Source organism: Serratia sp. NCCP-200 (assembly GCF_059697885.1).
In genome coordinates this window covers 286,307-309,131 of the sequence record NZ_BAAKUJ010000006.1, presented here as the reverse complement: position 1 = coordinate 309,131, position 22,825 = coordinate 286,307, and the positions used below count along the sequence as shown (strand labels likewise).

The 22,825-nt window shown below is 57.2% G+C and carries 22 protein-coding genes; 6 read left to right on the top strand and 16 right to left on the bottom strand.

The features are described 5' to 3' along the window. The first annotated feature begins 141 nt into the window (after positions 1-141). Positions 142-495, top strand: coding sequence for a hypothetical protein (locus AC6HVW_RS20095; RefSeq protein ID WP_071681808.1), 354 nt, complete (start codon positions 142-144; stop codon positions 493-495). Here the strand turns inward: AC6HVW_RS20095 and AC6HVW_RS20090 are convergent. From AC6HVW_RS20090 to AC6HVW_RS20035, 12 genes are all read right to left on the bottom strand, one after another. Next, positions 476-1,432, bottom strand: coding sequence for an AEC family transporter (locus AC6HVW_RS20090; protein WP_071681806.1), 957 nt, complete (start codon positions 1,430-1,432; stop codon positions 476-478). The two genes, AC6HVW_RS20095 and AC6HVW_RS20090, sit on opposite strands and share 20 nt — an antisense overlap. Positions 1,433-1,805: 373 nt before the next feature. After that, entirely contained in the window at positions 1,806-2,543 is a 738-nt protein-coding gene (ugpQ, locus tag AC6HVW_RS20085; RefSeq protein WP_071681804.1) for a glycerophosphodiester phosphodiesterase, read from the bottom strand. After that, positions 2,543-3,616: a sn-glycerol-3-phosphate import ATP-binding protein UgpC gene (locus AC6HVW_RS20080; RefSeq protein ID WP_059199087.1), complete on the bottom strand. Its 1,074-nt coding sequence runs from the start codon at positions 3,614-3,616 to the stop codon at positions 2,543-2,545. The genes ugpQ and AC6HVW_RS20080 overlap by 1 nt, the downstream gene beginning before the upstream one ends. Positions 3,617-3,621: 5 nt before the next feature. Next, positions 3,622-4,467, bottom strand: a complete 846-nt coding sequence (gene ugpE / locus AC6HVW_RS20075) for a sn-glycerol-3-phosphate ABC transporter permease UgpE (protein ID WP_021181492.1) — start codon at positions 4,465-4,467, stop codon at positions 3,622-3,624. After that, positions 4,464-5,351: a sn-glycerol-3-phosphate ABC transporter permease UgpA gene (gene ugpA, locus AC6HVW_RS20070; protein WP_021181493.1), complete on the bottom strand. Its 888-nt coding sequence runs from the start codon at positions 5,349-5,351 to the stop codon at positions 4,464-4,466. Before ugpA ends, ugpE begins: the two co-directional genes overlap by 4 nt. A gap of 115 nt (positions 5,352-5,466) precedes the next feature. After that, positions 5,467-6,786: a sn-glycerol-3-phosphate ABC transporter substrate-binding protein UgpB gene (gene ugpB, locus AC6HVW_RS20065; RefSeq protein ID WP_071681802.1), complete on the bottom strand. Its 1,320-nt coding sequence runs from the start codon at positions 6,784-6,786 to the stop codon at positions 5,467-5,469. Positions 6,787-6,979: 193 nt separating this feature from the next. After that, positions 6,980-8,167 carry an aminotransferase-like domain-containing protein gene (locus tag AC6HVW_RS20060; protein ID WP_071681800.1) on the bottom strand — a complete coding sequence of 396 codons (1,188 nt, stop codon included), beginning with the start codon at positions 8,165-8,167 and terminating at the stop codon, positions 6,980-6,982. 67 nt (positions 8,168-8,234) lie between these two features. Then, positions 8,235-8,936 (bottom strand): high-affinity branched-chain amino acid ABC transporter ATP-binding protein LivF, encoded by a 702-nt coding sequence (gene livF / locus AC6HVW_RS20055; protein WP_021807790.1) that lies wholly within the window; start codon positions 8,934-8,936, stop codon positions 8,235-8,237. Positions 8,937-8,940: 4 nt separating this feature from the next. Next, the gene (gene livG / locus AC6HVW_RS20050; protein WP_025120109.1) at positions 8,941-9,708 is read right to left on the bottom strand and encodes a high-affinity branched-chain amino acid ABC transporter ATP-binding protein LivG; all 768 of its coding nucleotides are present in this window, start codon (positions 9,706-9,708) and stop codon (positions 8,941-8,943) included. Continuing rightward, positions 9,705-10,988 (bottom strand): high-affinity branched-chain amino acid ABC transporter permease LivM, encoded by a 1,284-nt coding sequence (locus tag AC6HVW_RS20045; RefSeq protein ID WP_024529578.1) that lies wholly within the window; start codon positions 10,986-10,988, stop codon positions 9,705-9,707. The genes livG and AC6HVW_RS20045 overlap by 4 nt, the downstream gene beginning before the upstream one ends. Then, a complete protein-coding gene (gene livH / locus AC6HVW_RS20040) occupies positions 10,985-11,911 on the bottom strand; it encodes a high-affinity branched-chain amino acid ABC transporter permease LivH (RefSeq protein ID WP_021181499.1) in 927 nt (308 codons plus the stop codon). Before livH ends, AC6HVW_RS20045 begins: the two co-directional genes overlap by 4 nt. Before the next feature lie 148 nt (positions 11,912-12,059). After that, the gene (locus tag AC6HVW_RS20035) at positions 12,060-13,175 is read right to left on the bottom strand and encodes a branched-chain amino acid ABC transporter substrate-binding protein (protein ID WP_037376583.1); all 1,116 of its coding nucleotides are present in this window, start codon (positions 13,173-13,175) and stop codon (positions 12,060-12,062) included. A 463-nt stretch (positions 13,176-13,638) separates the two neighbouring features. On the opposite strand from AC6HVW_RS20035, the gene panM reads away from it, so the two are divergent. From panM to AC6HVW_RS20020, 3 genes are read left to right on the top strand one after another with little or no spacing between them, the layout of a single operon-like run. Beyond that, positions 13,639-14,031: an aspartate 1-decarboxylase autocleavage activator PanM gene (gene panM, locus AC6HVW_RS20030; RefSeq protein ID WP_071681798.1), complete on the top strand. Its 393-nt coding sequence runs from the start codon at positions 13,639-13,641 to the stop codon at positions 14,029-14,031. Beyond that, a complete protein-coding gene (locus tag AC6HVW_RS20025; RefSeq protein WP_071681796.1) occupies positions 14,028-15,245 on the top strand; it encodes a DUF3142 domain-containing protein in 1,218 nt (405 codons plus the stop codon). Before panM ends, AC6HVW_RS20025 begins: the two co-directional genes overlap by 4 nt. Then, on the top strand, positions 15,232-17,313 hold the full coding sequence (locus AC6HVW_RS20020; protein WP_071681794.1) for a hypothetical protein: 2,082 nt from the start codon (positions 15,232-15,234) through the stop codon (positions 17,311-17,313). The genes AC6HVW_RS20025 and AC6HVW_RS20020 overlap by 14 nt, the downstream gene beginning before the upstream one ends. A 58-nt stretch (positions 17,314-17,371) precedes the next feature. On the opposite strand, the gene rpoH is transcribed toward AC6HVW_RS20020, so the two are convergent. The 4 genes from rpoH to ftsY all read right to left on the bottom strand — a co-directional run bounded on the left by rpoH (position 17,372) and on the right by ftsY (position 21,711). Next, complete coding sequence (gene rpoH, locus AC6HVW_RS20015; protein ID WP_021181503.1) at positions 17,372-18,229, bottom strand: RNA polymerase sigma factor RpoH; 858 nt, start codon at positions 18,227-18,229, stop codon at positions 17,372-17,374. 314 nt (positions 18,230-18,543) lie between these two features. Continuing rightward, entirely contained in the window at positions 18,544-19,497 is a 954-nt protein-coding gene (gene ftsX / locus AC6HVW_RS20010; protein ID WP_021181504.1) for a permease-like cell division protein FtsX, read from the bottom strand. Next, positions 19,487-20,158, bottom strand: coding sequence for a cell division ATP-binding protein FtsE (gene ftsE / locus AC6HVW_RS20005; RefSeq protein WP_021181505.1), 672 nt, complete (start codon positions 20,156-20,158; stop codon positions 19,487-19,489). The genes ftsX and ftsE overlap by 11 nt, the downstream gene beginning before the upstream one ends. 5 nt (positions 20,159-20,163) lie before the next feature. Beyond that, the gene (gene ftsY / locus AC6HVW_RS20000) at positions 20,164-21,711 is read right to left on the bottom strand and encodes a signal recognition particle-docking protein FtsY (RefSeq protein WP_497569648.1); all 1,548 of its coding nucleotides are present in this window, start codon (positions 21,709-21,711) and stop codon (positions 20,164-20,166) included. A gap of 209 nt (positions 21,712-21,920) precedes the next feature. Between ftsY and rsmD the strand changes: the two genes are divergently transcribed. Both rsmD and AC6HVW_RS19990 read left to right on the top strand, forming a co-directional pair. After that, the gene (gene rsmD / locus AC6HVW_RS19995) at positions 21,921-22,544 is read left to right on the top strand and encodes a 16S rRNA (guanine(966)-N(2))-methyltransferase (RefSeq protein ID WP_021181507.1); all 624 of its coding nucleotides are present in this window, start codon (positions 21,921-21,923) and stop codon (positions 22,542-22,544) included. Next, positions 22,534-22,806 carry a DUF1145 family protein gene (locus tag AC6HVW_RS19990; RefSeq protein ID WP_021181508.1) on the top strand — a complete coding sequence of 91 codons (273 nt, stop codon included), beginning with the start codon at positions 22,534-22,536 and terminating at the stop codon, positions 22,804-22,806. The genes rsmD and AC6HVW_RS19990 overlap by 11 nt, the downstream gene beginning before the upstream one ends. Positions 22,807-22,825 lie beyond the last annotated feature (19 nt).

The following is a 22,825-nucleotide window of genomic DNA, read 5'->3' as shown; positions in this document are numbered from 1 at the left end:
AAAGATCCGAAAGGGCGATTGTAGCGGAAGCAGAACAACAATGTGGCGCAAAGGAGGTTTACGTTTGAATGTAAAATAAACTAACGGCAATTTCGCCTGACTACGTTAGGCTTAAGACTATCGGGAGAACCGGAGGTAAACATGAAACGTCACCTTATTATCACCGCCCTGCTGTGGCTACCTTGGCTGGCTGCGGCGGAAAACGGGATCACTACGCTCAGCCAGCAACAACACATGCTGAACCAGCGCGACCAGCAGGGGCAGCAACAGCGCATGCTGAACAACCAGCAGATGGAGCAGCGCCAGCAGCAGGGTTATCAACTCAAGGTCAAACAGCCCAAAATGCTGCCCTATAACGGCAATAACAATCCGATGCAGCCACAGATGAACACTGGCAAGATGCTGCAAAACGGCAATCAGCCGGTTAATCCCTTTAACCAGACTGCTCCGGTAATACCGCAGGCACCGCTCCCGGCTACACCCTTACCCCCATAACGGTGAGGATTAACGGGGTGGTGATTGCCGCCAGCGCAGTGGACATCACCAGGCTGGTAGCGGCAGGGCCCGTTAGAACGTTAAATTGCCGTGACATCAGGTAGACGTTCACCCCCACCGCCATGGAGCCTAGCAGAACCACCACACGGGTTTCCATCGGAGGTAAATCCATTGACCAAGCCAGCAGCCAGACTACCATCGGCTGGACGATCAGCTTGAGAAAGCAGATGGCGCTGCTCAGTTGCCAGCCTTCGCTGATACGGTATTCCGCCAGCCCCATACCGAGCACCACCAGCGACAGCGGAGCCGCCACCTGGCCCAGCATGCTGACCGGTTGATCGACAAACACCGGCAGTGGCAGCCCGGTCAGGCTGAACAGCGTGCCAGACAGGATGCCGATAATCAGCGGGTTGGTCAGCACGCTGCGCGCCGTTTTGATAAAGCCTTGCAGCGTGGGGGAGCCATTACGTGCCCATTCGATGGAGATGGTCACTAGCGTCCACAGAATCAGGCCGTTGAATACCAGTACCAGAGCCACTGATGGGATGGCCTCCTCGCCTAGCATCACCGTGGCGATCGGCAGGCCAAGCATGACGTTATTGGAGAAAATGCCGCCCAGAGCGAATACCGACCCCGAAACGCCGTCCAGCTTGAAGATCCGCCGTGCGGCAATGCGGCCGATTACGAAGACGATCAGGCAACTGCCGAAGAAGGCGATCAGCAGGCGGGCGTCCACTGCCGGACGTTGTGAGAAATCGCACATCATGCGAAACAGCATGGCGGGCAGGGCGAGGGAAAACACGAAGCGGGTCATGCCATCGGTGATGGTCGCTGGCCATTTCCCCCAGCGGATAAGGCCATATCCCAGCACGATCAGCACAAATAACGGCAAAGACAGCACTATCTGGTGCCACAGCGAAACAATAAAGGCAGGCATCGTATCCCTTCCGATGGCGCGGCGGCAACGGGCTGACGTCGCTATGTTCTGGTTTAGTCAAAGTGAATGGCCCTCACCCTAACCCTCTCCCACAGGGAGAGGGGACCGATCGAGCTCGCTGATACTCCGGAGAAACTCAGGCTAATCCAGTATACAGACACACTCCCTCGCCCTTAGGGAGAGAGAACCGATCGAGCTCGCTGATACCCCGGAGAAATTCAGGCTAATCCAGTGTACCGACTGCCATCAGAATCCGATCTAACTCTCTGAAATCCCGGAATAAACTCGGGCTAACACAGTACTCTAACTGGCTCCCTCTCCCTGTGGGAGAGGGTTGGGGTGAGGGGTCATCTTTATCTACTAAATTAACCGCTCAAAAATCCGGACCAATCAAATCTATCCGGTCGGTGCAAATACAGTCAACGCCCCAATTCAACAATAAGCGCGCCCGCTCCGGCTGATTGACGGTGTACACCAGAATACGCAGCCCGGCATCTTTCAACGCCGCGACACGTTCAGCGGTCAGTTCTTTATGATTAATATGCAGCGAGACACAGCCCAGGCGCTCGGTCAGCTCCCGCCAATTGTCATCCCACTTGTCCAGCAACAGGCCGCGCGGCAGTTCTGGAGCGGTCTGCTGTGCCGCCGCCAGGGCTTCCACCGAGAACGAAGAAAGCAGCGGATCGGTTTGCCCTTGCCACAACATGCTGGCGGCAAAGGCCACCACCCGGCCGGTTTCCTCGTCGCTGCCGGTGGTTGGCTTGATTTCAATATTGGCCATCATGCCGTGCTGCTTACAGCGCTCCGCCACGTCCGACAGCAGCGGCAAACGCTCCCCTTTAAAGGCCGAGCTGTACCAGTCACCGGCATCCAGTTCGACCAGCTTCTCCCATGGCAGTTCGCCCGCCACGCCCCAGCCGTTGCTAGTGCGTTCAAGCGTGTCATCATGCAGCAGGAAAATCTGCCCGTCCTGCGCCAGTTTGGCGTCAAACTCGATCATCTTGTGGCCATGACGCGCGCCGACATCAATCGCGGCCAGGGTATTTTCCGGTGCCAGAGAACCGCCGCCGCGATGGGCGACAATATGGGGATAAGGCCAGGCTGTAGTCATCAATCCATCCGTGTTCCGCTGTGGGTAGCAAAAAAGTGCAGCGCCGACGCAGGCAGCTGTAAATACAGGGTACTGCCCGCAGACGGCAAGGTTTCATGGCTCAGGCGAACGATCACGCCTGAACTCCCCCATTGGCCGTGTGCCAGATTATCGGCACCGAGCAGTTCCAACGTTTGCAGCTCTAGCGGGATCCCGCCCTGCTCGCGCGTACTCAGTTGAATATGCTCCGGTCGGATACCCAACGTCAACTCCTGTCCGCCCCACTGTGGCCGAGGCTCTGGCAGATCCAGTGCCATGCCACCGGTCAGTTGCAGTTGTTTGCCGTCCACACTCAGCGTGCCAGGCAACAAGTTCATCGCCGGGGAACCGATAAAGCTGGCGACAAACAGCGTCGCCGGACGTTGATAAACCTCACTTGGCGTACCAATCTGCTCCGCCACACCTTTATTCATCACGATCACCCGCTGCGCCAGCGTCATCGCCTCTACCTGATCGTGGGTAACATACAGGCTGGTGGTTTTCAGGCGGCGATGCAGCTGCTGCAATTCCAGGCGCATCTGGACACGCAATTTGGCGTCCAGGTTGGAGAGCGGCTCATCAAACAGAAACACCGCCGGTTCGCGCACAATCGCGCGCCCCATCGCCACCCGCTGGCGCTGGCCACCGGAAAGCTCACGCGGTTTGCGTTGCAACAGCGGTTCCAACTCGAGAATACGCGCGGCCTCTTCTACCCGCTGACGGATGTGCTGTTTGCCAAAGCCACGGATTTTTAGGCCATAGGCCATGTTGTCGTACACGCTCATATGCGGATACAGCGCGTAGTTCTGGAACACCATGGCGATGCCGCGATCTTTCGGCTCCAGATCGGTCACGCGCTGACTATCAATATAGATATCCCCGCTGGTGGTGCGCTCCAGCCCGGCCACCATCCGCAGCAGCGTCGATTTGCCACAGCCGGAGGGGCCAACCATCACAATAAATTCGCCGTCAGCCACGTCGAGATCGATCTGCTTGATCACCGGCGTTTTGCCGTCGTAAGACTTGGTGACTGCCTGTAGTTTTAAACCTGCCATATTCGTTACTTCTCGCTATCAACCAGACCGCGCACAAACCAGCGCTGCATCAGAAGAACCACCGCCAACGGCGGGATCAAAGTCAACATCATTGCCGCCATCACCTGATTCCACTGGGTCGGCGCGCCGGAGGTGGAAATCATGCTGCGGATCCCCGCCACCGCCGTGCTCATCGAGGCGTCACTGGTGACCAGGATCGGCCAAAGATACTGATTCCAGCCGTAAATAAAGGTGATGACAAACAGCGCCGCCAGATTGGTTTTCGACAGCGGCAGCACGATGTCCCAAAAGAAGCGCATCGGCCCGGCTCCGTCGATACGGGCAGCCTCCAGCAGCTCATCCGGCAGGGTCATAAAGAACTGACGCAGCAGGAAGGTGGCCGTGGCCGATGCCATCAGCGGCAGCGTGAGCCCGGTGTAGCTATCCAGCAGGTTGAGGTTGGAGATCACTTCCACCGTAGGGAAGATACGCACCTCGACCGGCAGCATCAGCGTCATGAAGATCAGCCAGAAGAACAGGCTGCGCAGCGGAAAACGGAAATAGACGATGGCATAGGCGGACAACACCGAGACCACGATCTTGCCGCAGGTGATCGCCAGCGCCATGATCACGCTGTTAAGCAGCAGCATCGAGAACGGCACCTTGAGGGTGCCCACCCCGCCCTGCCAGATATGGCGGATGTTGTCCCACAGGTGCCCGCCAGGGACCAGCGTCATAGGCACCTGAAACACCTGCTGATCGTCCAGAGTGGCGGCCACAAAGGCCACATATAGCGGAAACAGCACCACCAGCACGCCAACAATCAGCATCGTATGGCTGAAGATATCCAGCCCGCGTCGGTTCTCAATCATTGGTAACGCACCTTACGTTCGACAAAGCGGAACTGAATCACCGTCAGGCCAATCACCAGCAGCATCAGCACCACCGACTGCGCCGCCGAGCTGGACAGATCCAGACCGGCAAAGCCTTCACGATAGATTTTGTACACCAGCGTGGTGGTCGACTGTACCGGCCCACCGCCAGTAGCGGCGTCGATCACCGGGAAGGTGTCGAAGAAGGCATACACCAGGTTGACCACCAGCAGGAAGAAGCTCACCGGCGTGATCAGCGGCAACACCAGGTTGAAGAAACGCCGTACTGGACCAGCCCCGTCGATCGCCGCCGCTTCCACCAGAGAACGCGGGATGGATTGCAATGCGGCCAGGAAAAACAGGAAGTTATAGCTGATCTGCTGCCACACCGACGCCAACACCACCAGGAACATCGCCTGGCCGCTGTTTTGCGCATGGTTCCAGTCATAGCCGAAACCGGCAAGCACATGGGTGATCAGGCCCATGCCGGGGCTGAACAGGAAGATCCACAGCACCGCCGCTACCGCAGGGGCAACCGCATAGGGCAGGATCATCAAGGTCTGATAGAAACGGCTGCCGCGCAGCACATAGTCGACCAGCGCGGCAAAGAACAGCGATACCAGCAGGCCAACACCGGCCACCAGGAAGCTGAACAACAGCGTGGTGTAGAAAGAGTCCAGATAATACGGGTCCTGGAACAGCTGTGTGAAGTTGTCCAACCCGACAAACTGGCTGGAAAGGCCGAACGGATCGACGCTTTGTACCGAGTACCACAGCGCCTGACCGGCAGGCCACAGGAAGAACACGACGGTGATCAGCAGCTGTGGCAGCACCAACACATAGGGCAGCCAGCTACAGCCGAAGCCGGGACGGGATGATGACATAGGGTTAACCGTTAAATGGGGATGAGGGGCGGTATAAGCCCCTCACCCCAGCCCTCTCCCAAAGGGAGAGGGAGTGGATCGATGTCGTTTGGCAAAAGAACGCCCAATCTGACGCTTACTTGGTGGAAGCCTCGAAGCGGCGCAGCAACACGTCACCACGCTGTACCGCAGCATCCAGCGCCTGCTGCGGGGTTTTCTTGTCAGTCCACACGCTTTCCAGCTCTTCATCCACCACGGTACGGATCTGCGGCATATTGCCCAGACGCAGCCCTTTGGTGAACGCCAACGGTGGCTTGTTCAGCATCTGGCGAGTAGCCACATCGGCCCCTGGGTTTTTGTCGTAGAAGCCCTGTTGCTTGGTCATATCAAAAGCGGCAGTGGTGATCGGCAGGTAGCCGGTCTTTTGATGCCATTCGGCGGCAATTTCAGGCTGGGCCAGATATTGCAGGAACTCCGCCACGCCTTTGTAGGTCGCCGCGTCTTTGCCGTTCATCACCCACAGGCTGGCCCCGCCGATAATGGCGTTCTGCGGTGCATTTTTGGCGTCAGCATCGTAAGGCATCATGCCCACGCCGAAGTCAAACTTGGCGTATTTGCGGATGCTGGCCAGCGAGCCGGAAGAGGCGGTCGCCATGGCGCAGTCGCCGTTGTAGAACTTCTCGGTAGGTTCGTCCTTGCGGCCGAAGTAGGTGAAGTCGCCCTTCTTGTTCATGTCTTGCAGGAACTGAATATGCTTCACCTGCAGCGGCTGGTTGAACTCCAGCTTGGCACTGGTGCCACCAAAGCCGTTGTTTTCACTGGCGAACGGCACGCCATGCCAGGCGCTGAAGTTCTCCAGTTGGATCCAGCCTAACCAACCGCTGGTGTAGCCGCACTTCATGCCAGCCGCGCGCAGTTTGGCGGCATCAGCCGCCAATTCCTGCCAGGTTTTCGGTGGCTGATCCGGGTTCAAGCCCGCTTTCTTGAAGGCGTCTTTGTTGTAATACAGCACCGGGGTGGAGCTGTTGAAAGGCTGGGACAGCAGATGGCCGCTCTTGTTATCGGTGTAGTAACCGGCCACGGTCGGTACAAACACCGATTCGTCGAACTTGATGCCCGACTCCTGGAATACCTGATACACCGGTTTGATCGCCTTGCTCGCCATCATGGTGGCGGTGCCCACTTCATAGACTTGCAGGATCGCCGGTGCCTTGCCGGAACGGTAAGCAGCAATGCCCGCCGCCAGGCTCTGTTCGTAGTTGCCTTTATAAACCGGGACGATCTTCACATCGCTGTGAGTTTGGTTGAAACGGTCCGCCAGAGAATCCACTTCGGTGCCCAGTTCCCCTTCCATCGAATGCCAGAAGGGGATCTCGGTGGCAGCTATTGCATGGCCGCTGACCGCCAGGGCCAAGGTAACGCACAACGTGGTTTTTTTAATCGCGTGAGCAAACATGCCTAACTCCTGAAAAAGCGGGTGTGATCAAAACGCGTGAGCGAAAAGAAACAGTTTTTGTTCGGATGCTAAACATGCCATGCGCGGATGACAGTAAAATAACTCTGGCGTGACAGCTAGATGACAGCGAGGTGAAGTGCAGATGGCGGTTTGATGTCGGCGGTAGGGAATTCTCCCCACCGCCGCAGAGAGATTACAGCGAGCGACGCAGGCGGGCGACGGCCTCTTGCATCTGTTGTTCGGTTGCCGTGGCAAACGACAGGCGGAAGGTTGAGCGATCTGGTTTGTCAGAGAAGAAGTATTCTCCCGGCACAAACACCACGCCCTGTTTCAGGGTGGTGTTCAGCCACTCGGTGGCATTGAACTGCTGACGGAAACGCGCCCACAGGAACATGCCGCCTTTCGGCATATCAAAGCTGATCACATCACCCAGTTCTTTTTCCACCAACCCGGCCAGGATCTCACCTTTGTGCTTGTAGGCCGCACGGATCTTTTCGATCTGCGCCGGTAAACGATCCAGCCCCAGATAGCATTCGACGATGCTCTGCGACAGCGCGCTGGCATGCAGATCCGCCGCCTGCTTGATGATCGCCACTTTATGCAGCAGGAACGGTGGCAAGATGGCCCAACCCAGGCGCAGGCCCGGAGCCAGGATCTTGGAGAAGGTGGAGGTGTAGATAATGTTTTCGGTATGGCCCAGCACCTGCTGCGAAACCTGATACAGCGTAGCATTACGCTCTTCGGTGAAGCGCAGCTCGCCGTACGGGTCATCCTCGATAATCAGGAAGTTATGCTCCACCGCCAGTTTCACCAACTGTTCACGGCGTGCGGCGCTCAGGGTCAGGCCGCTTGGGTTGCCGAAGTTCGGCACCACATACACCCCTTTGATCTTCTTGGTTTTCAGCAGTTCAGCCAGCTCATCCACCACCATGCCGTCGCTGTCAGAAGAAACGGACATGACGTTGGCTTCCGCCAGTTCCAGCGTTTGCAGCGCCGCCAGATAGGTCGGGCGCTCTACCACAAACACATCACCAGGGTTAATCACCGCACGCATCACCAGATCTAACGCCTGCTGGGAGCCTGCGGTCACCACGATATCTTCCGGCTTGGCATTAACGCCACGCTGTGCGCATAGGGTACAGATGCCTTCACGCAGCAGTTCGCTGCCTTCGGTCAGCCCATATTGGAAAGCACTTTTCGGTTGTTCGGTAATAGCCTGCTGGGTAGCAATGCTCAATCCTTCGAAGTCAAACAGTGCATCAGAGGGAATGCCACCCGCCAGCGAAATGACGTTTTCCATTTTGCTGTGCTTGAGCAATTCGCGGATTGCCGAGCTTTTGACCTTTACGATGCGCTGTGCGAGTAGTCCTTCTGTCTTCATTGCTTGTTCTCGTAATCGTTAAGAATAGGGGCGCCACTCAGTGCGCCCTATGTCAATTACCCATGGTTTAACCACCCAGGTATGCTGACCGCACTGCTTCGTTTGCTAATAATGCGGCCCCCGTATCTTCCAACACCACGCGGCCGTTTTCCAGCACATAACCACGATCCGCCAGTTTTAGCGCCTGGTTGGCGTTTTGTTCCACCAGGAAGATGGTCATCCCCTCTTCGCGCAGCTGTTGGATGATGTCGAAAATCTGCTGGATGATGATGGGGGCCAGCCCGAGTGAAGGCTCGTCCAACAGCAGTAACTTTGGCTGACTCATCAGCGCACGACCAATCGCCAGCATCTGCTGCTCACCGCCGGACATGGTGCCAGAGCGCTGGCTGCGGCGCTCCAGCAGGCGTGGAAACAGGGTAAACACCCGTTCGATGCGTTGGTGATACTGCTCGCGGTCGGCAAAGAAACCGCCCATCGCCAGGTTCTCTTCCACCGTCATGCGTGAGAACACCCGTCGCCCTTCCGGTACGATCGCCACGGCCTCGCGCATGATGCGCGCTGTCTGCCACTGGGTGATATCCTGATCCATCAAGGTGATAGACCCTTCACTGGCCCTTGGGTCGCCGCATAGCGTGCCGAGCAGGGTGGTTTTACCGGCACCGTTGGCGCCGATCAGGGTGACAATCTCCCCCTGTTGAATGTTCAGGCTGACCTGGTGCAGCGCCTGAATTTTGCCGTAATGGGCGGAAACCTGATTAAATGACAACATATGCTTATTCGCCCAGATAGGCCCGGATCACGTCCGGGTTATTGCGGATTTCTGCCGGTGAGCCTTGCGCCAACGGCGTTCCCTGATTCACCACGTAGATGCGATCGGAAATCCCCATCACCAGTTTCATATCGTGCTCAATCAACAGCACCGACACCTGGTGCTGGTCACGCAGCTCGACGATCAGATGATCCAGCTCATCGGTTTCTTTCGGGTTCAGGCCCGCCGCCGGTTCATCCAGCATCAATAGTTCCGGGCGCGTTACCATGCAACGGGCGATCTCCAGCCGACGCTGCTGGCCATAGGCCAGATTACCCGCCGAACGGTTAGCCATCTCCAACAGGCCCACACGCTCCAGCCACACTGCCGCACGCTCAAGCGCATCGGCTTCTGCACGGCGGAACGCCGGGGTTTTCAGCAAACCGGCAAACACGCCGCTTTTCAGATGCTGATGTTGGGCCACCAGCAGGTTTTCAATCACCGTCATTTCGCGGAACAGCCGCACGTGCTGGAAGGTGCGCACCACCCCCATGCGGGCAATGGTCTGGCCGGAAAGCCCTTCCAGATGGCGATCGCGCAGTTTGATGGTGCCACTGGTCGGGCGATAGAATCCGGTCAGGCAGTTGAACACCGTGGTCTTGCCTGCGCCGTTCGGGCCAATCAACGAAACAATCTCACCTTGGTGCAGCTCCAGCGCGACGTTGTTTACCGCCAGCAAACCACCAAAACGCATCGAAAGCCCGGCGACCGCCAGTAAAGGTTGAGTACTCATGCCTGCTCCCCCTTCACGGCTTTGATATCAGCCACTTTCAGCTTCAACTGCGGGCGTTTCATCGGCAGCAGCCCCTGCGGCCGCCAAATCATCATCAAGACCATCAGCGCCCCCAGCAGCAACATGCTGTATTCATTCAGATCGCGCATCATCTCACGGGACACTACCAGCAGGATCGCCGCCAGGATCACCGCAAACTGTGAGCCCATGCCGCCCAACACCACGATCGCCAGCACAAAGGCCGATTCCACAAAGGTGAAGGATTCCGGGCTGACAAACCCCTGACGTGCGGCAAACAGCGTGCCGGCGAAACCGGCAAAGGCGGCACTGATGGTAAAGGCGGTCAGTTTGATTTTGGTCGGGCTCAAGCCCAGTGAGCGGCAGGCGATCTCATCTTCGCGCAACGCTTCCCAGGCACGGCCCAGCGGCATGCGCAGCAGGCGGTTAATCACAAACAGCGTCAATATCACCAGCAGCAGTGCCACCAGATAGAGGAACACGATGCGGTCGCTGGGATCGTATTTCAGGCCAAAGAAGTTATGGAAGGTATCCCAGCCACCGTCGCGGGCGCTGCGGTTAAACTCCAGACCAAAAAAGGTGGGTTTCGGGATCTGGCTGATGCCGTTTGGCCCGCCGGTAATCTCGGTGTTGTTCAGCAGCAGGATGCGGACGATTTCACCAAAGCCCAGCGTGACGATCGCCAGATAGTCTCCCCGCAGGCGTAATACCGGGAAACCAAGCAGGAAGCCAAAGATGGCGGTGACAATCCCCGCCAGCGGCAGGCTTTCCCAGAATCCCAGGCCGTAATAATGGTTCAGCAATGCGTAGGTATAGGCTCCGATGGCGTAAAAGCCGCCGTATCCCAGCACCAACAGGCCGGAAAGGCCGACCACCACGTTCAGGCCCAGCCCCAGCATCACGTAGATCAGCGTCAGGGTGGCGATATCCACCGTGCCGCGCGACACCAGGAACGGCCAGACGACGGCGGCAATGATGATCGCCGCTGCCAGCACCTTCTGGCGCATGGTGGAGCCGTCAAAGCTGGGTAAGACGAACGCCGGGCCGGAGATTTTCTTCATCCCATGCTGCATCAGCGGACGCAGCAGTTGGAAGAAAAACACCACCACACAACCGATGCCAATCCACATCCAGCGCACTTCGGCAGCGCCGTGCACCACCAGCTTGGTACCGTCGAGGCTCAGTTGCATCCCCATCAGGAAGGAGGCCATGACAAACAGCACGACCGTGGCAATACAGGCGTTAAGCAGACCGAGTTTCATACTTTCTCAACCTCCGGACGCCCAAGGATGCCGGTTGGCATCACCAGCAACACCACAATCAGCAAGGCGAAGGACACCGCATCTTTGTATTCGGTGCTCAAATAGGCGGAGGTGAGCGCTTCAGCCACGCCCAACACCAGCCCGCCAATCATCGCCCCAGGAATGCTGCCAATCCCGCCCAGTACCGCCGCGGTGAAGGCTTTCATCCCGGCCATAAAGCCGATGTAAGGGTTGATCACGCCGTAGAATTGGCCGAGCAGCACGCCAGCCACCGCCGCCATCACTGCCCCGATCACGAAGGTGAGCGAAATCACCCGGTCGGTATTGATGCCCAGCAGGCTGGCCATCTTCAAATCTTCCGCACAGGCACGGCAAGCGCGGCCCATACGCGAATAACGGATAAACATCGTCAGCGCCAGCATCGCCAGGAAAGTGACGACCCAGATGATGAGCTGCATGGTGCTGATGGTCGCGGCAAAGCCGTTGCTCTCACCCAGCACCCATTGGCCGGTGACCAGGCTTGGCAGCGCCACATCACGCGACCCCTGCGTCAGGCTGACGTAGTTTTGCAGGAATATCGACATCCCGATGGCGGAAATCAGCGCAATCAGGCGCTTGGAGTTGCGCACCGGTTTGTAGGCTACCCGCTCGATGCTCCAGCCATAGGCGCTGGCAATCACGATCGACACCAGGAACGCTGCGCCGATCAGCAGCCAACCCACGTCGATACCGATCATCATCAGGGCGGCGATCACGATAAAGGAAACATAGCTGCCGATCATATAGACCTCGCCGTGGGCGAAGTTGATCATGCCGATAATGCCGTAGACCATGGTGTAACCGATGGCGATCAATGCATAGGTGCTGCCCAGCGTCACGCCGTTGAACATCTGCTGCAGAAAATAGAGAAACTGCTCTGACATACTCTGACCTTCTAAGGTGTTGTACTGGCCGACAAAGAGCGGCCCAACGGCCTGCTGGCGTTGCAGGCGCCGGGAATTCCCGGTTTGTAGATTTTGCTGTCAAGGTGGCCTCCACGCCCAAAAAACGCAGAGGCCACCTTAAACGGGCTTATTTAATCGGCGTTGATGAGCCGTCGGCATGCCATTCAAACACCCCGAACTCGAAGCCTTTCAGATCGCCTTTGTCATCCCAGCTCAGTGGCCCCATCACGGTTGCCACCGGTTGGCCGGTTTTCAGATCTTTGACGATATCTGCCGGTTCCTGGCTCCCGCTGCGCTCCATCCCGGTGACCAGCGATTGCAGTGCTGCATAGGTGGTCCAGACAAATGGCCCAGTCGGATCCAGCTTCTTGGCTTTTAATGCATCAACCACCGGTTGGTTGGCTGGCACCTGATCGTAACGTTTTGGCAGCGTCACCAGCATGCCTTCAGACGCAGCACCGGCGATGTTGGACAGCGAGGAGTTACCCACACCTTCCGGCCCCATGAAGCGGGTAGTCAAGCCCGCCTGTTTGGCCTGACGCAGGATCTGGCCCATCTCTGGGTAATAACCGCCGAAGTAGACGAAATCGACGTTCTCTTTCTTCAGACGAGCGACCAGGGTAGAGAAATCTTTATCGCCAGCGGTGATGCCTTCAAACATCACAACATCGGTCCCCTGCTTTTTCAGGCTGTCACGCACTGAACGCGCCAGGCCTTCACCGTATTGCTGCTTGTCGTGGACCACGGCGATGCGCTTGGGTTTAATCTCGTTGAGGATGTAGCTGGCGGCCGTTGGGCCCTGATCGGAATCCAGGCCAGTGGTGCGCAGGATCATCTTGTAACCACGGGTGGTCAGATCGGCGTTGGTCGCCGCCGGGGTGATCATGATCACGCCTTCATCTTCATAGATGTCGGAGGCTGGCTGGGTCGATGAAGAGCACAGGTGGCCGATCACGTAACGAATGCCGTCATTGATGACCTTGTTGGCTACCGCTACCGCCTGTTTCGGGTCACAGGCATCGTCATACTCTACCGCCACCAGCTTATCGCCCTTGATACCGCCTTTGGCGTTGATATCGGCAATCGCCTGACGTGCACCGGTAAACTCCATATCACCATACTGCGCCACCGGGCCGGACATGGCACCCACTACGGCAATCTTGATGTCTTTTGCCACAGCGACATGGCCGATAGCCATCGCGATACAACCGGCCAGCAGCGCTTTACCCTTTGTTAATTTCATCCGCATATTCCCCATCTGTCGTTGTGAGTGTTGCTGTTGTATTTGTCACACCTAATCATTGTTTCTACCCGGCAGATTGCAAGTGACGGCCAACTGACCCTGGCTGGCAAAACGCCGGTAAATCGCTTTTATCTATAAGTAATAATGATTTAGGTAGATTCGCGACAATATTTTCTAATAAGACTTTATTTTTCATGTCATTAAACAGGAGTTTTCTTCTGCAAAGCAACTCCCAATGTCAGAAACAAGCGGTGTAAACAGCATAAAATCCGGATTAAATCTGCGCCGTTTAGCGCAAGGAACAGCGCGATGTGCTGGTTAACATGCCATTAACTAACCGTTTACTCGGAAAATGCCAGCAGCAAAAAACATTTCGCGCAGACCTCGTATAGAAAAACTTACACAACGCACTGAGCAAGATCCATTACACTGTCGACATCCCTTATCGGTGCGGAAATCCGGCATGAAACTGACCATTGAACGCTTGACCAGTTTGTCCCCTCAAGACCTTATCGACCTTGGTAAAATCTGGCCACATCAACAGCCTGAGCAGTGGCTAAGCTGGCTGGAGGAAGATAAAGCACTGTTTGCCGCCCGTTTTAACGAGCGGCTGCTGGGGGCGGTAAAAATCGAGATAGCGGGCCAGAGCGCTCAATTGCACGATCTGCTGGTACGCGAAGTGACACGCCGCCGTGGCGTGGGGCTGTATCTGATGGAAGATGCCCAACGCCAATTGCCACAGGTGCAACATTGGCAACTGGATACTGCCGGGTTGGCCGCTCGTGAACGAGGCGAGGTCGGCAACTTTATGCGTGCTTGCGGCTTCCAGGCTCAGGGCGATTGCTGGCAAAAATGAAACGTTGGATAGCTCTGATCGTCATTATGCTGCTCGCCGTCATGGCCTGGTTTGCAGGGCGCTACCAGGCAATGAATCTTCATCAGCCTTGGGATCAGCAGGCCTACGTTTGGCAAAGGGTGTGGACACCTCAACATGCCGAGGCGCTGGCTGCCAGCCGTGACCTGTTTACTACCCTGCGCGTGTTGGGTCTGCAGGTGCATCCCCGTGAGGGTTTCCGGGACATCACGGTCAATACCGCCATGCTGAAACAAGATGGCCGCCCGCTATGGTTGGTAGTGCGGATAGACGGGCAATTGATGCAGTTGGATGAGGCCACCATCTATGCACGTCTGCAACAACAGCTGCAACGCTGGCAGGCGGCTGGTTTACCGGTGATTGGTGTGGAGATCGACCATGACGCCGCCACCGTACGGCTGCCCAAATATCAACAATTTCTGCACCAACTGCGCCAACGGCTGCCCTCTTCATTACAGCTAGGCATCACCGCCCTGCCCGCCTGGATCGGATCCCCAGCGCTGCCCGGCGTACTGCAACAGGTAGACAGCTCGGTGCTTCAGGTACATGCGGTGCTCTCCCCCACCCAAGGTTTATTCGACGGCCGGTTGGCGCAGGAGTGGACACGCCAGTACGCTCGCCTTAGCCCTAAACCCTTCCGTATTGCCTTGCCAGCCTACGGCATGGCTCTGCTAGGGTTCGATGCCCAGGGGGCTCTGGTTGAGAGCGAAGCCTCGCAGCGCGTGGCGGGCAAGGTCCAGGAGCTGACCGTGGCACCGCAGCAGGTTGCCGATTTCTTGCAGCAGCTCGCACAACGCCCACTGCCACATCTGCGCGGCATTATCTGGTTCCGCCTGCCGCTGGAAAACGATCGCCGCGCCTGGTCGATGGCGACGCTACGGGCGGTGATCCAGCACCAGCCATTGCTCACCCACTGGCAGGTTAAATTTTTGCCGCAGCCACAGCAAAATGGGCTGTATGATTTGATGATTGAGAATCAGGGTCCAGTGGATGCTCCGTTACCGCGTGAGATCCACATTCAGGCCGAAGGTTGCCTGGCCGCCGACGCGGTAGGTCATTACCAGTTGGCAACGGCATCGGACCCCCAACGCTTTATCCGCATTAGCGGCGATCAGCTACGAGCAGGGCAATCACGCCCCTTGGGCTGGCTACGCTGCCAACAGATCACGCCAGGAGGCACCCATGTCATACCTTGATTTGCACACTGCAGGGCACCGTCGCCGTGCGCTCCCGTTAGCATCACTGATCGCTGCAGCATTGATGGTGCCGCTGAGCGGCCAAGCCTGTGGGCCAGACTTCCCCAACCGCCTGCTGGTTAATCGCAACGGCACCCTGCTGTATATGCCTGAGGGTAACTTCGCTTTCGAAGCCACCCGTCTGGTACCGGTAGACCCACAGCTGCCACGCTGGCAGGCTCCGCCCATGGCCCCGGTGACACCGCCAAAACCGATGCCGCTTTCACCCGCACAGCAGGCCATTAGCCAGATGCGTGCTACCCACACCGTTGAAGAAGCCGACGCGGTGAATGCGCAAGGGCTATCTAATGCCGCGCGCTTATATACGCTGGGGGCGGTCGCCTTTGCCGCAGAAGATCCGCGGGCGTCGCAATATTTCCAGCAGGTGTTGGCGTTGCCAGCCGCCGAGCAGGAAGCATGGGGGTTACGGGCGCAATACTCGCTCGGCCGCCTGCTGATGGACGATCATGGCACGCCGGAAAGTGAATCCGGTAGCGAGCCGGTGGTGAAACATCCGGAGAAAGCGCAGCTTGAGCAGGCCTTGGCTGCCTTCCAACAGGTGATCGACCAGGTGAAAAGTGGCACCGCCGATCCCGATCAACTGGCACTGAGTAGCCTGGGCCAACAAGCACGTATTCATTTGTGGCTCGGGGAAATCGCTCCGGCAGCACAGCTATATGCTCAGCAGGCCGCCCAAGGCGATCCCGATGGCGGTCTCTCGCTGCAATATATCTCCTCCTATCTGATCAACCCGCAGCATGTGGAGGCGTTAAAACAGGCTATTCACGATCCGTTGGTGCAGCAATTGGTCACCATTGAGCTGTTCGCCCGCAGCAGTAATCTGGAGATGTCTGGCATCATTAACGGTGAGACCGGCGCTAAACAACTTGTCGATCAGACCCTGACGTTGCTCAATGACTCGGTTAAAAGCGGTTTCACCGGTAGCGACCGGCTGGCGGCGCTGGCCTATCGTTCCGGGCAATATGCCATGGCGGCCAACCTGCTGAAAAATGCGGGAGATGGCGGTTTAGCCTGGTGGTTACGTGCCAAAATGGCCCTGCGTGAGAGTGATGTGAAAGCCGCAACCGCCGCCTATGCCAAAGCCGCAGCCGCATTCCCTACCGATGAAAGCTGGGGGGAACAGCGTAACGAAGACTTCGCAGCCGAAATGATCGTGCCGGATTGCCGAGTTGCCGGCGAGCAGGCCATTCTGGCGCTGAACCGTGGCGACTATCTGCAAGCGATGGATCTGATGTACCGCGGCAAAGAAAACTACTGGGCAGACGTGGCGGATATCGCCGAGCGAGTGCTAACGGTCGATGAACTGAAAGGCTTTGTGGATAAGCATGCACCAGCCCCCACCACGCCACTCAAGCCGGTCAAACCCGATGAATACAATGGCGAGCGGATCACCCAAAAGGTTCAACTGCGTGAATTGCTGGCACGGCGCATGATGCGCGTAGGTCGCTATGAGGAAGCGGTGAACTACTTTGCCATTCCAAACTACCGCCAGGCGGCGCAGGACTTTGCCAACCTGATGAAAGCGGCGAAGGATAAATCGGCAGATAACAGCGCGCGCGCCAAAAGCTACTATCAGGCGGCGGCGCTGTTGCGCTCGCAGGGGTTGGATTTCAGCGGCTATGAAATGACGCCGGATTACAATATTTATGGCGCGGGGTATTCCTATCTGGGGGATGCGTTCAACACCAAGGACATCAAAGACAAGAATTGGATCAGCGCGGCGGAAGCGGCACGGGCCAAGAAATCGTTGCCAGATGCAGATAACCGTTTCCTGCATTACCGCTGGCAGGCGGTGGATCTGGCGCAAAAGGCCGCCGACCTGCTACCGCCGAAAAGCCAGGCCTACGCTGCCGTGCTGTGTAATGCCGCTGGTTGGGTGATAGCCCGCGACGCCAAAACCGGCCGCGCGCTGTATCAGCGTTATATCAAGAATGGCACCCAGTTTGAGTGGGGTACCAAATTTGGCTATGACTGCCCGGCACCGGAGTTTGATCCCGCAGCCAACTAACTACAAAAACAGAAAAGCCCGGCAAGCCGGGCTTTTCGAGCGTTAAGCGCTATCGGTATCAGGCTTCGATCGCCATCTTCAGTTTCTTCATGGCGTTCTTTTCCAGCTGGCGCACACGCTCGGCAGAAACGCCGTACTGATCGGCCAGCTCCTGCAGGGTGGACTTGTTGTCGTCGTCCAACCAGCGGGCGCGAATGATATGCTGGCTGCGCTCGTCCAGACCTTCCAGCGCGTAGGCCAGTTTGTCTGCGGCGTTGCTTTCCCAGTTATCTTCTTCGATCCCTTCGGCAAAGTCCGAGCTTTTATCCTGCAGATAGAGCATTGGGGCCATGGCATGGCCGTCACGCCCTTCGTCTTCCGGCGTTGGGTCAAAGGTCATGTCCTGTGCCGCCATACGCGACTCCATCTCACGCACGTCTTTGCTGGTGACACCCAGCTCGCGCGCGACCAGCTCGACTTCGTCCTGATTGAACCAGCCCAGACGCTGCTTGGTTTTACGCAGGTTGAAGAACAGCTTGCGCTGTGCCTTAGTGGTCGCCACTTTGACGATACGCCAGTTGCGCAGCACGTATTCGTGAATTTCTGCCTTGATCCAATGCACCGCAAAGGACACCAGACGTACGCCAACCTCTGGGTTGAAGCGACGCACGGCCTTCATCAGGCCGATATTCCCTTCCTGGATAAGATCTGCCACCGGCAAACCGTACCCTGAATAGTTACGGGCAATATGAGCGACAAAGCGCAGGTGAGACAGGATGAGCTGCTTAGCTGCTTCCAGATCGCCCTGATAATGCAGCCGTTCAGCCAGTTCCCGCTCTTCCTCTGCCGTCAGCATCGGATAGGTGTTGGCTGCCCGCAGGTAGGCTTCCAAGCTGCCCTGTGGGACTAAGGCTAAAGTGCGCATTTCTTTGGTCATTCAAAACCCTCTCTTGATAAAACTGGTCATGCAGGTGATTTCACGGCGGGGAGCTATTGATCTTGCGGCAGTTGCTGTTGCAAAAGCGGGTCCACACGCCGGGCACCTAAACATTTGCTGCAGATTTGGACCGTGCTCAACCCCAAAAGTTCACCGTTTTTCACACACAGTGCACACGACAATACGTCATGCAAGCTCAGGTTGATTGGGAATTTGTGCGTTTGAGAAGAGATCGGAGATGTTGAGGTCTGGCAGCTCTTCTCCCGCAGCACGGCAACCGGGCCGCAGCAGGAGAAGAGTATACCAAAAATTCACTATTGTGGTGTAAATCGGCGTAAATGTTGCACGGTGGCCAACCAGGCGGCAATCCAGCCGATCATCGCCGAGATCAGCAGCAGCAACAGCGCCTCATCCCAACCCAGGCCATGCAGGGTAAAGGTGGTGCCAAACACCTTCGCCACGTTGGTCACTACCGACTCCAGCTTCCACACCAGCGCGCCAGACAGGGCCAGCGACAGCAGCGCGCCGAAGAAGCCGAGCATTGCACCACCGTTGAGGAATGGCCGCAGGATAAAGCCGTCGGTGGCACCGATCAGCTTCATCACGTTGATGGTATCGCGACGGCTGAAGATGCTCAGACGCACGCTGTTACCAATCACCAGGAATACCGCCACCACCATCAGTATGCCGATCATCAAGGCCACCTGGCCCACCAACCCGGTCAGCGCCGCCAGGCGGGCAAACCAACTGTCGTCCATCCTGACTTCATCCACGCCCTGCACCGCCGCCACGCGATCGCGCAGGGTGGTGAGCGTATCGGAACTCTGGAAACTCATCTGTGGCGTGACAATCGCCACGGCTGGCAGCGGGTTTTCTTCCAGCATATCCAGCGCGCCACCAAAACCAGACCAGTTGCGGAACTCGCCCCGCGCCTCTTCACGCGACAGGTAGTTCACCTTCTCCACCCCGGCCTCGGCCTTGATGGCATCCAGCACTTTGACCGCCGCGTCATCGTCGAGGGATTTATCCAGATACACCGTCAACTGTGGCGTTGGGTACCACTGTGTTGCAGCGGTACTGACGTTCTTCCAGACGATGTAGCAAACGCTCGGCAGCGTCAGGGAGATGGCGATGACCATCACGGTCAGCAGCGTTGCCAGTGGTTGGCGCAGCATATCGGCAATGGCGTTCATCCAAGCATAGCGCCACTGTTCACGCCAGCCACCACGCAGTGCCTTGCTCTTGGCGGTTTTTGCATTATTCGCCATGCTGTGCCCCCCCTACCATACGGCCCTGGCTCAGCGTCAGGATGCGGTAATTGCGCCGGGCGATCAGCCCGGTGTCGTGGGTTGCCATCAGCACCGTCACCCCAACGCGGTTAAATTCTTCAAACAGGCGCAGGATCCCTTCCGACAGGGCGTCATCCAGGTTACCGGTCGGTTCATCCGCCAACAGCACCGCTGGCTTGTTCACCACCGCGCGGGCAATGCCAACGCGCTGCTGCTCACCACCGGAGAGCTGAATGGGGAAGTTCTTCGCTTTATCCAGCAGCCCGACCTTGTCCAGCGCAGCCGAAACGCGGCGACGGATATCTTCGGTACTGGCTCCAGCGATGACCAGCGGCATCGCCACGTTGTCATACACCGTACGATCCAGCAGCAGATGGTGATCCTGGAAAATCATGCCGATCTGGCGGCGCAGGAAAGGCACCTCGCGGTTTTTCAACCGGCTGATGTCATGCCCGCCAAACCAGATATGACCGGCGCTTGGCCGCTCAATCCCACAAATCAGTTTCAGCAGGGTACTTTTCCCCGCGCCGGAATGGCCGGTCAGAAACGCCATCTCCGCCGGACGCAGATGAAAATCTACCCCCTGCAGGGCTTGCCGTCCGCCCAGATAAGCTTTACTGACCTGTTCAAAGCGAATCATCCGTATCAATCCTCTCGGGCAAAAAGTGCCTCAATAAAGTCATCAGCCTTAAACGGCCGCAAATCTTCGATGCCTTCACCAACGCCGATGTAACGGATCGGGATAGTAAACTGATCGGCAATGGAGAAGATCACCCCGCCTTTGGCGGTACCGTCCAGTTTAGTCAGCGTTATGCCGGTCAGGCCCACGGCTTCATTAAATAATTTCGCCTGGTTAACCGCATTTTGTCCGGTGCTGGCATCCAGAGTCAGCATAACCTCATGGGGGGCCTGCTCGTCCAGTTTTTTCATCACCCGCACGATCTTCTTCAGCTCTTCCATCAGGTGCGCCTTGTTCTGCAGGCGACCAGCGGTGTCGGCAATCAGCACATCGATATTGCGGGCTTTGGCCGCCTGCACCGCGTCGAAGATCACCGAAGCGGAATCGGCACCGGTATGCTGAGCGATGACCGGAATGCGGTTACGTTCGCCCCAGACTTGCAACTGCTCAACCGCTGCGGCGCGGAAAGTGTCGCCCGCGGCCAACATCACCGATTTACCTTCGGCCTGGAACTGACGCGCCAGCTTACCGATGGTGGTGGTTTTACCCACACCGTTGACGCCAACCATCAGGATCACGAACGGCGTTTTGCCGCCGACATCCAGTGGCTGATCCACCTTGGCGAGAATTTCCGCCATCTCTTCTTTCAGTTTGCCATACAGCGATTCGGCATCTTTCAATTGCTTACGGCTGGCGTGCAGAGTAAGAGACTCAATGATTTTACGAGTGGTTTCTACACCAACGTCGGCGATTAACAGTTGTTCTTCCAGCTCTTCGAACAAATCGTCGTCGATCTTCTTGCCACGGAACAGGCCGATAAAGCCGGAACCCAGATTCTGTTTGGTTTTCAGCAGGCTGCGTTTAAGACGGGCGAAGAAGCCTTCTTTGCTAGGGCGCTCTTGCTCTTGCGTTACCGCCGGAGCCAGCAGTTCAGGCTGTTCGGGTTCCGCTTCCAGCTCAGGCTCGATAACCTCTTCAATCACCTCTGGCTCAGGTTCGATAATTTCAGCAGGCACTTCGATTACCGCTTCAATCACCTCTGGCTCAGGTTCGATAATTTCAGCAGGCGCTTCGATTACCGCTTCAACCACCTCGGGTTCAGGTTCGATAATTTCAGCAGGCGCTTCGATTACCGCTTCAACCACCTCGGGCTCAGGTTCAATAATCTCGGCTGGCGCTTCAATCAGCTCGGGTTCTTCTACTTGCGCCTCAGACTGTTGCGCTACGGTGACTTCTTCGATCGCCACCGGCTCAGCATGGTGTTCGTCCAGCGGCAGGATATTTTCGGTGATAGGCTCGCCGCTCAGGCTGCTATCCAACTCCCCTGGGGTATCTTTGGTGGCGGCTGGAGCAGATCCCTGGGTAGGAAGCTTATCGTCCAGTTTGGGGGCAGCCGGGGTTTCTGCGGCCTGCTGTTCCGCCTGTTCTACGGCAGATTCAGGTTGTTGCTGCTCTTCTTCCTTCTGGCCGAAGCCCAGCCAGGAGAAAAACCCACGTTTTTTATCTTTTGCCATGTTCTGACCCTACTCCGTACCAATGGCTTGCAAATGCGAAAAATTAATTCGCCGAGTCTATCACTTTCCCTGGCACAGCAACACGCATCGGCAATGCTTTCATCGCGGTAGTTTTAACGCTCTCACCGCCTCCAGGCTGCAACTTATCCGCAATCCGGTATAGAATGGCGGTAACTTTTCGTTAACTTCGCAACTGATTAAGACTCTTTATGGCAAAACAACCACCGCGCGGCGCGCTCAAAAAACCGCAGACGGCCTCCGCTGGTCAGATCCGCATCATCGGCGGCCAATGGCGCGGGCGCAAACTGCCGGTGCCCAACAGTGAGGGGCTGCGGCCAACCACCGACCGCGTACGCGAAACCTTGTTCAACTGGTTAGCCCCGGTGATCCGTGGGGCTCGCTGTCTGGACTGCTTCGCGGGTAGCGGTGCGTTGGGGTTGGAAGCCTTATCGCGCTATGCCGAAAGCGCCACGCTGCTGGAATACGAGCGGCCAGTAGCCCAACAGCTGGGGAAAAACCTGGCGCTGTTGCAAGGCAATGGCAGCGTGGTGAATACCAACGCTTTGACCTGGTTGGCAGGTAACGGGCAACCTTTTGACGTGGTGTTTCTCGATCCCCCGTTCCGCAAAGGGTTGCTGGCCGATACCGTCACGCTGCTGGAACAACAGGGTTGGTTAGCGAACGAGGCCTGGATTTACGTCGAGGCTGAAGCCGAAAGCGCCGCCACCGATGTTCCTGCGACCTGGACACTGCACCGCGAGAAGGTCGCCGGCCAGGTAGCCTATCGCCTTTACCTCCGCACCCTTGAAGAGAAAACCGAACATGCTGATTAACCTGGGCCGTCTGCTGATGCTGTGCGTGTGGGGCTTTCTGCTCACCAACCTGTTTCACCCGTATCCCAAGCCGCTGACCTACTTCATCAACGTAGCCTTGTTCTTTATGGTGGTGATGCACGGGCTACAGCTGGTGCTACTGAAATCCACCCAGCCGAAAGATCAGCCCATCAGCCGCTGGCTGGAAACCAAGATCTTTATTTTTGGCGTGTTTGAGCTGTTGGACTGGCAGAAAAAACAGCCGCCGCTGAAGAAAAAATAGCCTTTTAGCGGGCGCAGCA